14 protein-coding genes and 1 pseudogene are annotated in these 12,344 nt (G+C 67.9%); 5 read left to right on the top strand and 10 right to left on the bottom strand.

What is annotated here, in order from left to right:
* Window positions 1–2 precede the first annotated feature (2 nt).
* Genes RGD00_RS16950 through RGD00_RS16930 form a run of 5 tightly spaced genes read right to left on the bottom strand, consistent with a single transcriptional unit; the run spans window position 3 to window position 6,360 of the window.
* Window positions 3–2,057, bottom strand: a complete 2,055-nt coding sequence (locus RGD00_RS16950) for a prohead protease/major capsid protein fusion protein (protein ID WP_310458472.1) — start codon at window positions 2,055–2,057, stop codon at window positions 3–5.
* 5 nt (window positions 2,058–2,062) lie between these two features.
* Window positions 2,063–3,589, bottom strand: a complete 1,527-nt coding sequence (locus RGD00_RS16945; RefSeq protein WP_310458471.1) for a phage portal protein — start codon at window positions 3,587–3,589, stop codon at window positions 2,063–2,065.
* Window positions 3,589–3,798 (bottom strand): phage head-tail joining protein, encoded by a 210-nt coding sequence (locus RGD00_RS16940; protein ID WP_028030714.1) that lies wholly within the window; start codon window positions 3,796–3,798, stop codon window positions 3,589–3,591. Before RGD00_RS16940 ends, RGD00_RS16945 begins: the two co-directional genes overlap by 1 nt.
* A gap of 2 nt (window positions 3,799–3,800) precedes the next feature.
* Window positions 3,801–5,816: a phage terminase large subunit family protein gene (locus tag RGD00_RS16935; RefSeq protein WP_310458470.1), complete on the bottom strand. Its 2,016-nt coding sequence runs from the start codon at window positions 5,814–5,816 to the stop codon at window positions 3,801–3,803.
* Window positions 5,764–6,360, bottom strand: a complete 597-nt coding sequence (locus RGD00_RS16930) for a hypothetical protein (protein WP_310458469.1) — start codon at window positions 6,358–6,360, stop codon at window positions 5,764–5,766. Before RGD00_RS16930 ends, RGD00_RS16935 begins: the two co-directional genes overlap by 53 nt.
* Window positions 6,361–6,471: 111 nt before the next feature.
* Here RGD00_RS16930 and RGD00_RS16925 point away from each other — a divergent pair, with 111 nt between their 5' ends.
* The 4 genes from RGD00_RS16925 to RGD00_RS16910 all read left to right on the top strand — a co-directional run bounded on the left by RGD00_RS16925 (window position 6,472) and on the right by RGD00_RS16910 (window position 7,896).
* Window positions 6,472–6,669 carry a DUF6900 domain-containing protein gene (locus tag RGD00_RS16925; protein WP_310458468.1) on the top strand — a complete coding sequence of 66 codons (198 nt, stop codon included), beginning with the start codon at window positions 6,472–6,474 and terminating at the stop codon, window positions 6,667–6,669.
* Between the two features lie 12 nt (window positions 6,670–6,681).
* Window positions 6,682–6,897: a hypothetical protein gene (locus RGD00_RS16920; RefSeq protein WP_310458467.1), complete on the top strand. Its 216-nt coding sequence runs from the start codon at window positions 6,682–6,684 to the stop codon at window positions 6,895–6,897.
* A 111-nt stretch (window positions 6,898–7,008) separates the two neighbouring features.
* Entirely contained in the window at window positions 7,009–7,233 is a 225-nt protein-coding gene (locus RGD00_RS16915) for a hypothetical protein (RefSeq protein WP_310458466.1), read from the top strand.
* Between the two features lie 90 nt (window positions 7,234–7,323).
* A complete protein-coding gene (locus tag RGD00_RS16910; RefSeq protein ID WP_310458465.1) occupies window positions 7,324–7,896 on the top strand; it encodes a DUF3489 domain-containing protein in 573 nt (190 codons plus the stop codon).
* A 46-nt stretch (window positions 7,897–7,942) separates the two neighbouring features.
* On the opposite strand, the gene RGD00_RS16905 is transcribed toward RGD00_RS16910, so the two are convergent.
* From RGD00_RS16905 to RGD00_RS16885, 5 genes and pseudogenes are all read right to left on the bottom strand, one after another.
* Window positions 7,943–8,644: a DarT ssDNA thymidine ADP-ribosyltransferase family protein gene (locus RGD00_RS16905; RefSeq protein ID WP_310458464.1), complete on the bottom strand. Its 702-nt coding sequence runs from the start codon at window positions 8,642–8,644 to the stop codon at window positions 7,943–7,945.
* Between the two features lie 86 nt (window positions 8,645–8,730).
* Window positions 8,731–8,979, bottom strand: a complete 249-nt coding sequence (locus RGD00_RS16900) for a DUF7220 family protein (RefSeq protein ID WP_310458463.1) — start codon at window positions 8,977–8,979, stop codon at window positions 8,731–8,733.
* Complete coding sequence (locus RGD00_RS16895) at window positions 8,976–9,458, bottom strand: hypothetical protein (protein ID WP_310458525.1); 483 nt, start codon at window positions 9,456–9,458, stop codon at window positions 8,976–8,978. Before RGD00_RS16895 ends, RGD00_RS16900 begins: the two co-directional genes overlap by 4 nt.
* 205 nt (window positions 9,459–9,663) lie before the next feature.
* Window positions 9,664–10,170, bottom strand: a pseudogene (locus tag RGD00_RS16890) (DNA cytosine methyltransferase); the annotation flags it as partial.
* A 1-nt stretch (window position 10,171) separates the two neighbouring features.
* Window positions 10,172–11,536 carry a site-specific DNA-methyltransferase gene (locus RGD00_RS16885; protein WP_310458462.1) on the bottom strand — a complete coding sequence of 455 codons (1,365 nt, stop codon included), beginning with the start codon at window positions 11,534–11,536 and terminating at the stop codon, window positions 10,172–10,174.
* Between the two features lie 119 nt (window positions 11,537–11,655).
* Between RGD00_RS16885 and RGD00_RS16880 the strand changes: the two genes are divergently transcribed.
* Window positions 11,656–12,344 (top strand): NAD(P)H-dependent flavin oxidoreductase (locus tag RGD00_RS16880; RefSeq protein ID WP_310458461.1); only part of this gene is annotated, 689 nt, incomplete at its 3' end.

Genomic DNA, 12,344 nt, shown 5'->3' with positions numbered 1-12,344 from the left:
GGTTACGCGCCCGGGTTCTTGTAGAGGCCGCGCCAGTCGATGGCCTTGGCGCCGAAGTCGAGGCGGCACTTGATCTCGACGCCATCGACGTCGAAGCCGTTGCGCGTCTCGATGTAGGCGCCCTGCTGGCCTTCGAGATAGGCGTACTCGATGGTGTCGATCTGGTTCGGGCTGGCCGCCAGATACCACGCGGTCTCGCTGGCGGCGTCGAGGCGCGGCTCGCTGATCGGCGCCAACGTGCGGATCGACTGCGGCACGACGCTGGAGGTCGCGGCGGGCACCAGGTTCTGCGCGACCAGCTGCTCGGCCTTCAGTTCCAGCGAGGCGGGCACGATCAGGAAGGCGGGGCGGACGTTCAGCACCGTCTTCTTGTCGAGCCCCGTCTGCTTGGCCATCGCCGCGCGGGCCGCACCGACGCTGCTCACATCGAGCGCCGCGCCGGTGCCCGCGAGGTTCTTGTGGGTGGTGTGGAACAGCGCGTTGCCGTCGGCCATCGCCGGGTTGGCGGTGATGATGCCCCAGACCACGTCCGACTCCAGCTGCGCGATGGAGTTGCCGTACATCGCCGGGATCCGGGTGAAGGCGTCGAGATCGTCGTTGATCAGCGTCTGGCGGGTGATGGCGACCACCCGGCCATAGGTCTTGACCTTGTAGCTTTCCTTGCTCTCGCCCAGCGTGCCGCGCTTGAACTCGCCACTTTCGCCGACCTCGAGCAGCTGCGGCGCTTCGCCGAGTTGGACCCGGTGCATCGCCTTGAAGTCGGTTGCGAGCACCTGACGGCAGAACAGCATGAACGTGCGGGGATAGGCCTCGTAGGCTTGCCGGAGGGTCTTGTTGGTGACCGCCGAGAGGATCTCGGGGAAGTCAGAGGTCGAGTGCAGCGCCCGCGTCGCCACCTCGTCGCGCGACAGGCCGCGGGTGTTCACCCCGGCATTGCCGAGGCTTTCGCGGGCGAGCTCCAGCAGCGTCATGCCGCGGTACTGGCGGGCGGCGTCCTCCAGCTGGAACAGCGTCGGGCTGTAGCGGTGCAGCAGCGCATTCGCCACGGCATCGCGGCGGGTGATGCGCTCGTCCCGGCCGCCGAGCGGCACGGAGACATGGGGGAAGGTCCGGGTCTCGTCGGATTTCGCCGCGACCTGATCGAGGATCAGGCGGCGGGATTCATCGACACTGACGCCGCGCTTGATCAGATCCTCGGCAAAGCCGCGCTCGAGGTTCAGCCGCCCGGCCAGATCGTAGATGGTGGAGACGCGGTCGCGCTCGGCCTCGCGGGCGCGGGTCGCGACCGCCTCAGTGTCGGGTGCGGGCGTTGCCTGCGGCTTCGGCTGGCTGCGCGTCTCGCTGGCCATGACCTTCGGGTCGGGCGCAGCCGAGCTCAGTTCGGTCATGGGGGTGTCCTCGGTTTCGACCGGCTCGGTCGGCTGGGTGGTGGCGGGGGTTGCGGCGTCGCGCGCCGGGGTCTGGGTCTTGTCCGTCATCGGGAATGCTCCTTGCTCTGTGGGGGCGTCCCGGCGGTGGAGGACGCAGTCGTGAAGGGGGTGCTGGGCGCGGAAGCCCGCGGCGGGGTCGGCCCCGACCGCGACGGCGGAGACCTCGAACGGCGTCCAGTCCACCGCCCGCCAGAGTTCGCGCGCAGCCTCGGGTTTCGAGACCTCGAAGCGGTGGACCTGGTAGCCGATGGAGACCGCGCGGATGTGCCCGGCCTGGATGTCGCGCCAGATCGGCTCGACATCGGCACGCTCGCTGATCCGCACCAAGGCGATGCCGCGCCCGTTCTCGATCCGGGCCGAGCCCGGCACGACCGAGCCGATCACCGCATCGAGCGTGTCGAGCTCGTGCACCTTCAGGAAGGGTGCCCCGGCATTCAGCCGGTCGAGGCGGACATGGGCGGGATCGAGGCTCAGTTCCTCGTCATAGGGCTCGCCGAAGAAGGTGGCGCGGCGCACGCGGGCCCCGGCCGACCAGACCACCTCGACGGTGCGGCTGTCGGCATCGGCCGTGTTCGGCGCAAGCTCCGCCGACCGGCGCATGGCCGGCAGTTCGATCATCGTGTCCATGAAGGTCAGTCCTGTTGGTCGGCCTGCGCCGGGTCATTGTCCGCGTCGGCGGCAGGGTCGTTCGCCGGGTCACTGGTCTGCGCGCTGCCCGTCTTGGTGACGCGTCGCGGATCGCTGTCGAGCACCAGCCCCAGCGCGTCGAGCTTGGCGTTGGTCGCGGCGATCTCGGCCAGCACCGCGTCGGGATTGCGGCCCTGCCGGGCGATCACCTCGGCCAGGGTCATGGTGCCGGAGCGGATCGACAGCAAGTTCGCCATCGCGTCCTTCTGCGGATCGACAGCCTCGAACTTCGGCGGCGACCACTCGACCGGCACGGTCGGCGACGGGATCTGCCCCGCGGCCCATGCCGCTTCGGTGAACCAGCGCCAGACCGGGGCGCAGAACATCGGGATGAACAGCTGCCATTGGACGGCGTCAATCTGTCGGCGGAACTCCACGAGCCCCGCCCGGATCGAGGAATAGTTGACCTGGCTGAGATCGCCGGTCAGCAGCTCGTAGGGCACGCGGAACCCGGCCGAGATCGTGTGCAGGCTCGCCCGCTTGTACTCGCCGTAACCGCCGGTGGCGGAAGGCTGGTTGAACCGGATGTCCTTGCCGCCCCGCGCATAGGCGATCAGCCCCGGCTCGAACTGCTCGACCCGGTTGCCGTCGGCATCGACCACCGAGGGCGCGATGCCCTGCTGCGCCTCGTCGTCGCCGAAGACGATGGCGGTGACGCAGGCTTCGGTCTTCTTGCGGACCAGCTCGGCCACCTCGTAATCGTCGAGGTCGCGCAAACTGCGGATCACCGGCGCGCCCCAGGGCACACCGCGCGCCTGCGTGCGCTGCTTCTCGTAGACATGGGCGATCTCGGTCGCGGGGACCGGGCGGCTCTGCAACCCGTTCTGCAAGGCCCCGTAGGCGTCGCCCGGATGCTCGGCATGCAGCCAGTAGGCCCGGCGCTTGCCGACCGGGTCGAACTCGATCCCCTGGACCAGCCGCCCCGCGCCGAGGGTTCCGGACTTGGTGGCGTCGAGGAAGTCGGCCTCCAGAACCTGCAATTGCAGCGGCACCGGGAGCCCGTCCGAGGATCGCCGCAGGCGGCGGCGCACCAGCACCTCGCCAGCCTCGACCATCTCGCGGCAGATCAGCGTCTGCAGGCCGTAGAAGTCGAGCTGGCCGTCGGCGTCGCAGTCCGCCGTCCAGCGCTCGAAGAGCGCATCGACCTTCCGGTCGAGCGTGTCGTCGCCGCTCGCGGCGCGCGGCATGATCCCCGCGCCGATGATGTTGTTGACCAGCACCGCCACGGCCTTGGCCGCATGCGGGTTGTTGCGCACCAGATCGCGCATCCGGTCGCGCAGCAGCGCCCCGGCGACGCCGATCTCGGTGTCGGCCGAGGATCCCGGCGCGCGCCAGCCCTCGGTGCGACGCCCGCGCGCGGCCCCGTCATAGCCCCGCGTCAGGGTCTCGAAGGCCTGACGCGCCATCACGCGGCGGGCCGCCATGCGCGGCGCCACCGTGGCGATGGCGTGATCGAACCAGGTCGCCGACATCACCGGTCCCCGCGCGAGAAGCCCGCCAGCCCGGCCACCGGCAGTGGCCGTGTCGTGCCCGCGATGGCGCGCTCGATGGTGCGGATGCGGGCGAGCAGATCCTCGGCCGAGCCGTAGTCCACCGACTTGCCGTCATAGCTGACCCGTGTCGTGCCGCTGGCATAGGCCCGGCGCAGCGCCGAGAGCTCGGTTTCCGTCCAGTCCGTCATCTTCAGAACCATCCTCCGCGCCGTCCGAGCCAGTCGGAGCGGCGCTTGCCCTGCGGGGCCTGTCCCGGCCGGTTAATCTGCCCGGCGGGATCGGTGTCGGTGGGGGCCGCCCCGAGCTGATCCTCGAGGTCGCGCCATTTCTCGTCGGGCCAGCGGTCCGCGCCCGCGATCCAGGCGGCGGCGCGGGCATAGACCCGGCAATCCAGCGCCTCGTTGCGTTCGCGCAGCTTCTGCCATTCCAGCCGGGCGAAGCCACGCTTCGTGCGCACCGTCACCAGCTGTTCGGCCACGAACTGCTTCAGCCATTCGTTCTCGACCCAATGCGGCAGGTGCACCGAGCCGGGCGGGAACGCAGCCCCCTCGGCCATCTCCTCATCGGTCGGGCGTGCCAGCCGCAGGAAGCGGTAGGTCTCGGCCTTGAAGGTCGAGACCGCCACGGTCCAGAGCCGCGCCCCGCGCCGTAGGCGTTTGCCGCCTTCGGTCGCGTCGACGAAGGTCGGGCCCGACACCGGGCTCGAGCGGTTGAACCCCTCGACGCCTTTCACCGGCGACACCTGCCCGAAGCCTTGCGCCCGCGACCAGGAATAGACCGCTGGGGCCTCGTAGCCGGTGTCGATGGCGAGCCGCGCGATGCGCAGATGCGCGCCGCGTTCATGCGGCCAGCTTCGGTCGAGCAGCGCCGTCAGTTCCGACCAAGCGTCATGCCGGTCGGGCCCGCCCTCGATCACGACGTGATCGACGAGCCACGACTCAAGACCACGGCCCCAGGCCCAGACATCGACCTCGATCCGGTCCTTCTGGACGTCGGCCCCGGCCGTCAGGAACAGCCCGCCCGCTGGCACCGTGCCGGATGTCCAGCGCTCGCGCCGGTCGTAGAGCCGCTGCCAGTCCGGGGCTTCCCCGGTCTCGACCCAGGTCTCACCGAGGATCGTGTTGCGGAACGCCTTGATCGCCTCGTCCGACCCTTGTGCCGCGTCCCATGCCCGCACGATCCGCTCCCAGCTCAGCCAGCCGATCGGCGAATAGAGCGCCGAGAGGTGATATCCGACCGTGGTCGGATCGGCGGCAACGGCATTTGCGCGCCATTCGCCGCCCTCCAGCATCGCCGTCTTGTGATGCTCGCCGATGGGCTGGTCACAGCCTTCGCAATGATATTCCGCCGTCTCCGGGCGACCCTTCTGCCAGCGCAGCCGGTCGAACTTCAGCCACTGCATCGCGCCGCAGTGCGGGCACGGCACGAAGAACCGGCGCTGGTCGCTGGCCTCGTATTCCCGTTCGATCCGGCTCAGCCCCCGGATGGTGGGCGTCGAGACCAGAAACACCTTGCGCCGGTGGGCGAAGGTCAGTGACCGCGCTTCCGCCAGCGTGACCGGATCGCCTTCCTCGTCGGCCGAGGCCGGGTAGGCGTCGACCTCGTCGAGGAAGATGTAGCGCGCCGGGGTCGAGCGCAGCCCGACCGCCGAGTTCGCGCCCGTCATGATCAGGATGCCACCCGCGAACTCCTTCGAGAGCATCGTGTTGCCCGCGTCGCGCGAGCGCGCGGGCTTCACCCGCTCGCGCAGCTCCGGGCTCTCGTCGATCAGCGGGTCGATCCGCTGGCGCGAGTTGCGCTTGGCCAGCTCGACCGTGGGCTGGACCGCCAGCATCGGACCCGGCGCCTGGTGGATGGCGAAACCGATCCAGTTGTTGCCCGCCTCGGTCGCACCGACCTGCGCGGCCTTCATGAACACGACACGCTGCGTGGGATCGCCGGGCGACAGCCGGTCCATGATCTCCCGCATGTAGGGCGTGCGCACGGTGCGGTATCGCCCGGGCTCGGCCGAGGCGCGACCCGAAAGCATCCGGTGCCGGTCCGCCCATTCCGAGACGGTCAGGTCCGGGTCGGGCCGCAGCCCATTGCCCCAGGCGCGCAGGATCTCGCCCGCGCCGTCGAAGTCCGTCAGGCCACCAAAATCAACGCTGCTCTCATCGGAAGTCGGGCCGGACCTCGGCGAGTTCGTCGAGGTGGGCGCGTACATGTTTCTCCAGCACCTTCTGCATCGCGGCTGGCTCCACGGTGATCTGATGGCCCGTCGTGTCGCTGGATGCCGCCGAGAGCTCGGCCGCCATCAGAGCCGCCGCGCGCGCGGGCCAGTTCACCCACGTGTCCCGTTCCTCCCGCGCCAGGCGGAACACCAGCGCCAGCGCCCGGGCCCGCTCGATCAACTCCCCCTTCAGCTTCTGGAGCCGGATGCGTCGTTCCTGGGCCTTCAGCACTTCGTTCGCAGTCTTGGCCTGCAGGAAGGTCGTGCCGCCGCCGACCGCCGGCACCGCCAGACCCTGTTCGCGGAGCGTGTCTCCGACCGCTGCCACCGCCGCCTCGGGGACAGGCTTCAGCTTCGGCGCAGGCGGCTTGCGGGTCTTCGACGGGTCCGTCATCTCCGCCCGCCGCGTGTCGCTGGCCGCCGCGTTGATGCTGCCGTCCGGATAGAGGACCAGCCGCTCGGCCGTCTTCGCCTTCTGGATCGCGCCGCGCGACAGCCCGACATGGACGGCGTACTGGCGCTCGCTCATGCCCTGCATCGACGGCTCCGATTATCATTCAGTTTCATGTGCTTATCGAGTTGATAAGCCTCGCCAGTGGAGCGAACGTCACTCCAACGAAGCGATGCAACTCACCAAGGAGCCACCACGATGACCCGCCGCAAGACCGACCCCGCCGCTGCCCGCGATGCCCTGATCCTCGAGATCGCGCAGCGGCGCTTTTCTCTGGAGACGCTCGAAACCCGGAACTCAGATCGCCTCGACTTTCACGATGTCGCCGTCTGGGCGATCCGCGACGCGCTCGAAGAGGCGTTTGAAGCCGGGCGGCGCGCCGCCAGCCAATCCTGAAAGGACCTCACAATGAGCACCACCACCATCCGCATTGATCACGCAGCCCTCCCGGACCATTTCGACCGCTCGCGCCCCGACGCCGTCGCCGAGGTGATCGAGGCGGCCCTGCGCGAGGACGGGATCACGGCCGAGGTTTCGGACGTCATCTCGCACCTCAAGATCGAACTGCCCACCGCGCAACTCGCCACCGCCAGCGCATCGCTGGCCGGGATGGGGCTGATCTGAGCGCGGGCAGTCAGATAGCAATCATATGGCTCTGAATTGCCTACACTTTCCAGCCAAGCAGAGCGATTCTGATTGCACAGGGACGATGCAACTCACCACGGAGCCACCACGATGACCCGCCGCGCGACCGACAACACGAAAGCCCTCGACGCCTTCATCGCCGCGAAGACCGAGATCGATGCGATGCTGGAGCGGCTCGCCGCCCTCAGCGCGGACCATTTCGAGACCAGCCCCAACGAGATCAACTGGGGCCATGTCGGCACCCTGAACCACTACCGCGCCAAGCTGCGCGAGATCAGCGATATGGCCTTCAGGGAGGGCGAACATGCCGAATGAGGCGACCCGCTCCCGGTCCCGCCCGCCGACTGGCGGGCTTGGCCTCGTAGAAGGGCCCGCATCCTGCGCGCCCCGATACGGGAGACTACGATGACCCAGCTTTCCGACACCCAAGCCCTGATCCTGAGCGCCGCCGCCCAGCGGCCCGATCACATCGCCCTGCCGCTGCCCGAGAGCCTGCGCGGCGGCGCCGCCGCCAAGGTGGTCGGCGCGATGCTCGCCAAGGGATTCTTGCAGGAGGTCGACGCCGACACGCGCAAGGGCGAGCCCGTCTGGCGCGAAACCGGCGACGGCCACGGCGTCACGCTGGTCGCCACCGACGCGGGCCTCGCCGCAATCGGGATCGAGCCCGAGGACGCGGACACCGCGCCTGCGGGCGCGACGGACGCGCCGACCGAGGAACCTGCGCCGGACACCCTCACCGAGCCCGCAGCCGCGCCCAAGACGCGCACGCCGCGCGAGGGAACTAAGCAGGCCACCCTGATCGCCATGCTGCGCGCGCCGGACGGCGCGACCATCGAGGAGATCATGGTTGCAACGGGCTGGCAGTCTCACACGGTGCGCGGCGCGATGGCCGGGGCGCTGAAGAAGAAACTCGGGCTCGAGGTGGCCTCCAAGAAAATCGAAGGGCGCGGGCGAGTGTACAGCCTGCCGTCCGCCTAAACACCAATTCACGGATTCTTACTACTGAGCCGTATCGAGGTGCGGCTCAGCCCCACCAATATGGTTTTCTGCAGATCCTTGGCTCGAATGGCTGGACAACTACGTCGCAATGATCGCGTCCGGATGAAACAAACGCCTTCCGCACTTGATTACCGTGTTCAGGTGTCTCGACCCATGCACCCAGAAGATAGTCAGGGTGGACAGGGTTCATGACCTGCACTTCGGCGTCTGGGAATGTGGGCCAACCCGATGGTAGGCCATGCGCCTCTCGGAATCCTGTCCCTCGTGGATCCATCAAATTGGAGCAATCGTCAAAGAGCCGTTCTAGAGCGAACCCGCCGTACCTTTTTCCGTGCTCGTATTTGGTTGCATTTGTCGATGCACCATTCCGGTAAAACAGACAGTGATAGTTCCACAATAAGCTCGGGTCGAACGCAAGAATGACCCACGGCGCGTTGCCAGAGCGAAAGCGCTTCGCGTCGAACATCTTCGGATAGAAGCAGGAGATTGACACTGAGATTGCGCCATCCTCACCATCCAAGCGATCCGCATCGCTGGCAAACACGGCGTAGTCCGCTTCTCGAAGGATCGATCGGCTGAGGAGCCCATTGCTTAGAATGCCCGGTAGATTGTCTAGCAGCGTGAAGTGCAAGACATGTTCGATATTTCGGGCCTCAACCACCGCAGCGATGTGATCCGCGATCTTCTCGCCATAGGTCTTTTTTCGCGCCATTTCTTGCCCTACCACCTCAGCAGTAGTTGCTTACGAAATACGAGGCCGCGCGTGAAGCTGCTTTAGTTTTTCGCAGCTCAAACCTTCGAAACGTGACGCAACTACCGCTGCTTCAACCTGCCTTGTTCAGGGATGCTCCGCGTCCGGATCGCCTCGAACAGCCGCCGTAGGACGTAGGACCGCGCTATGCTCACCACGGTGAACACCGCGCCCATCTTCAGGTTCTGCGCCAGCGTCGTGTGCAGCCCAAAGACCGGGAAGATCAGGATCTGCGTCACCACCGCGACGCCGTAGCCGACGATCACGTTGGCGACGGACTCGACCAGCGACATGAGGCGGGACTGCTTCATGTCGCCGCCTCATCCATCGGCCAGCAATTCAGCCGCGAGAGTTCGCAGCGCATGCGCTGCAACCAGCGGGACCACGCCGTTGCCACAGAGGCGAAGCCGGTCCACCCGGTGGGCCAGCCCATCAGTGCCTCGACGAATAGCGGGTTCAAGGTCCGGCGCGGCTCGGAGGTATCGCTCCCAGCCATCGGCGTCACCAGGACCTGGCGGCCAAGCAGGCCGTTCACCGGCGTGTTCGCGAGTGTCGTCGCTCCGTCCTTGTGATCCCGCGCCGTCGGCGTCATCCACATCCCCGCCGCATGGGTCAGGTCTGCACTCCTGCGGTTGCCCGCGCTCGGCTTGCAGCCGTCGTTCGCCATCGGCGTCGGCCAATCCCGCGCCATCCGGTCCAAACCCTTCTCGTCGCGCCTTTCGCCGCCCCGGCTGCGAAAGCTGTCCGTCTGCGGCGTCGGCCACATCGCGGCCGTCGTCGCGAGGTTCATGCCGTGCTGGCCCGCTTCCTGCGATGGCGTCGGCTTCGTCTGCCGGTTCTCGTTGGCGCTGGCCCTCGGCGTCGGCCAGAGGCGCAGCAATTCCGTCCGGTTCCCGCCACTCGACCGGATGCCAGAGCAGGCGCGCGGGGTCGGCCATGTCGTCCCCGTCGCGGATGGCGAGGATGAAGAGCCGCTCGCGCTTGTGGGGCGCGCCGACTTCCGCCGCCGTGAAGAGGCCTGCCGCAAGGCGGTAGCCCATGCCGACCAGTCCGCTGGCGACTTCGGGGAAGCCGAGGCGGAGATGATGGGCGACATTCTCGAGGAAGACGAAGGGCGGTTTGATTTCGCCGATGATGCGGGCGACATGGGGCCAGAGGTGGCGAGGGTCGTCCGCACCCCGGCGCTTGCCAGCGACGGAGAACGGCTGGCACGGATAGCCCGCAGTGACGATGTCCACCGCGCCGCGCCACGGGCGGCCGTCGAAGGTTCCAACATCGTCCCAGACAACAGCCTGATCCAGGGACGCGTCTTCCATCCGCGCCACGAGAGTGGCTGCGGCGAAGGTTTCCCGTTCGACATGGCCCACAGCACGATATCCGGGGATGGCGATGGCGAGCCCGAGATCGAGCCCGCCCGCGCCGGAGCAGAGGGAGAGGCCGAAAAGGCACGCGTTTCCGGTTCCGGAAGCGCGTCCGGAGGAAGGTAAAGCCAGGTCATGCATGTCACGCGGCGGTCTTGCGCTTTCGCGCGGGTTCGGGGGCAGCGTCCGTGTCCGGCGTATCGGTGTCGTCGCCCAGCCGCTCGGTTCTCACCTGCGCGAAAGTCCGACCTTCGCCGTCGAGGATCGCCTCCTTGCCGGTTTCGGCCTGCCAACGCTCCACGGCGACATCGACATACGCCGCGCTGATCTCCATTGCGAAGACGCGGCGGCCATTGGCCTCGCCCGCCATGATCTGCGACCCGGAGCCGGAGAACGGCTCATAGCAGAGGCCGCCCCGCGCCACATGCTGGCGCATCGGGATCCCGAAGGCGTCGAGCGGCTTCGGCGTCGGATGGTCAGGCCGGTCATCCTTGGCGAAGCTGGGAAGCGCCCATGTCGATGGCAGCGTTTCCTCGGCCACCTTCGGCGGGCGGTTCGGGCGACGCCAGCCCATGAAACAGGGTTCGTGTTTCCAGAGGTAGTGGGACCGGGTCAGCACCCCGCGGTCCTTCACCCAGATGATCTGCTGGTGGACGAAGGCACCCGCCTTTTCCCAGCAGGCTTCCAGCATCGCCTGGCGGCGCGAAGCGTGCCAGCAGTACCAGGCGGCATCTTCGGTGATCGCCTCGGCCACGGCCGCGGCGATGAAGCCGTCGTAAAGCTCGGCCCCTTGCGAGCTGTCGTCCCAGGTCGTGCCGTAGGAGGCAGACCAATCCTTGTTGCGGGTCGGATGGTTGGAGCCGTCGTAGTCGACGAGGTATGGCGGGTCGGTGGCGAACAGGATCGCGCGCTCGCCATTCATCAGGCGGCGCACATCGGCAGCGCTGGTGCTGTCCCCGCACAGGAGGCGATGGTCGCCGAGGATCCAGAGATCGCCCGTCCGCGAGGCTGGATTACGCGGCGGCTCGGGGATGGTCACCGGCGGCACGGAGCCCCCGGCGCCACCTTCTTCACCGTCGTCTTCCGCGACGTAGGCCAGCAGCTTGTCGAGTTCGCCATCGGAGAAACCCACGAGCGACAGATCGAAATCCTCGGCCAGCAGGTCGTTCAGTTCCGCCGAGAGCAGCGCCTCGTCCCAGGTGCCGAGTTCGGTCAGCTTGTTGTCCGCGATACGGTAGGCCCGTCGCTGCGCCTCGGTCAGATGGCCCAGCACGATCACCGGCGCCTCGGTCAGCCCGAGCTGCGTGGCGGCCAGCACGCGCCCGTGGCCCGCGATCAGCTCGCCGTCCTCGGCCACGAGGCAGGGCACGGTCCAGCCGAACTCGGCCATGCTGGCGGCGATCTTCGCAACCTGGTCCGCGCCGTGCGCCTTCGCGTTCTTCGCGTAGGGTTGGAGCTTGGCCAGCGGCCAGGTTTCGATCCGCTCGGGTGCGAAGGCGAGGGACATGAGGTGGCTCCTTGTCGTGCAGGCGACGGTAAAAGGATCGGCACGTCAGGCAGTGCTTTTGTTTCTCGTCGCGGTGGGCCACTCTGACCAGGCGCTACGGACTGACGGGAGGACAGAGCATGTGGCCCGATCGACGGATCCAGGACCTGTTCGGCATAGAGCTGCCAATCATTCAGGCGCCGATGGCAGGCGCCGGACTATCGGATCTGGCCGTTGCGGTGGCCGAAGCGGGCGGGCTCGGATCGCTTCCCTGCGCACTGCTCACGCCGGACCATCTGCGCAACCAGTTCGGCGTCATTCGCCAGCGGACCGCGCGACCGATCAACGTGAATTTCTTCTGCCACCGTCCGGCCACGCCCGATGCCGCGCGGGAGGCGACGTGGCGGCGGAGACTGGAGCCGTACTACCGAGAGTTCGGTCTCGACCCGAACGCACCGGTTCCCGCGTCCAACCGCGCGCCTTTCGACGAGGAGTTCTGTGCGCTGGTCGAGGAGCTGCGCCCGGAGGTCGTCAGCTTCCATTTCGGTCTGCCGGAGCAGCGCCTGCTGGACCGGGTAGTCGCGACGGGCGCCAAGATCCTGTCCTCGGCTACCACCGTTGACGAGGCGCGGTGGCTCGAGGCGGAGGGATGCCACGCAATCATCGCGCAGGGTGCCGAGGCCGGTGGGCACCGCGGCATGTTCCGCACCGAGGACATCGCGACGCAGGTTGGGACGCTCTCGCTCGTGCCGCAGGTCGTTGATGCAGTGCGCGTGCCGGTGATCGCGGCGGGCGGCATCGCCGACGGGCGCGGCATCGCCGCGGCCTT

The sequence above is a fragment of the Ruixingdingia sedimenti genome, assembly GCF_031432425.1.
GTDB classification, from domain to species: Bacteria; Pseudomonadota; Alphaproteobacteria; order Rhodobacterales; family Rhodobacteraceae; genus Ruixingdingia; species Ruixingdingia sedimenti.
The sequence above is the reverse complement of the archived record's forward strand: the minus strand, read 5'-3'. Positions and strand labels throughout refer to the sequence as shown.

Coding starts and splice junctions, on each gene's coding strand:
- RGD00_RS16930 (WP_310458469.1), bottom strand. CDS start 6,360: ATGCAGGGCATGAGCGAGCGCCAGTACGCCGTCCATGTCGGGCTGTCG.
- RGD00_RS16925 (WP_310458468.1), top strand. CDS start 6,472: ATGACCCGCCGCAAGACCGACCCCGCCGCTGCCCGCGATGCCCTGATC.
- RGD00_RS16950 (WP_310458472.1), bottom strand. CDS start 2,057: ATGGACACGATGATCGAACTGCCGGCCATGCGCCGGTCGGCGGAGCTT.
- RGD00_RS16935 (WP_310458470.1), bottom strand. CDS start 5,816: ATGTACGCGCCCACCTCGACGAACTCGCCGAGGTCCGGCCCGACTTCC.
- RGD00_RS16920 (WP_310458467.1), top strand. CDS start 6,682: ATGAGCACCACCACCATCCGCATTGATCACGCAGCCCTCCCGGACCAT.
- RGD00_RS16945 (WP_310458471.1), bottom strand. CDS start 3,589: ATGTCGGCGACCTGGTTCGATCACGCCATCGCCACGGTGGCGCCGCGC.
- RGD00_RS16940 (WP_028030714.1), bottom strand. CDS start 3,798: ATGACGGACTGGACGGAAACCGAGCTCTCGGCGCTGCGCCGGGCCTAT.
- RGD00_RS16910 (WP_310458465.1), top strand. CDS start 7,324: ATGACCCAGCTTTCCGACACCCAAGCCCTGATCCTGAGCGCCGCCGCC.
- RGD00_RS16915 (WP_310458466.1), top strand. CDS start 7,009: ATGACCCGCCGCGCGACCGACAACACGAAAGCCCTCGACGCCTTCATC.
- RGD00_RS16900 (WP_310458463.1), bottom strand. CDS start 8,979: ATGAAGCAGTCCCGCCTCATGTCGCTGGTCGAGTCCGTCGCCAACGTG.
- RGD00_RS16895 (WP_310458525.1), bottom strand. CDS start 9,458: ATGAACCTCGCGACGACGGCCGCGATGTGGCCGACGCCGCAGACGGAC.
- RGD00_RS16885 (WP_310458462.1), bottom strand. CDS start 11,536: ATGTCCCTCGCCTTCGCACCCGAGCGGATCGAAACCTGGCCGCTGGCC.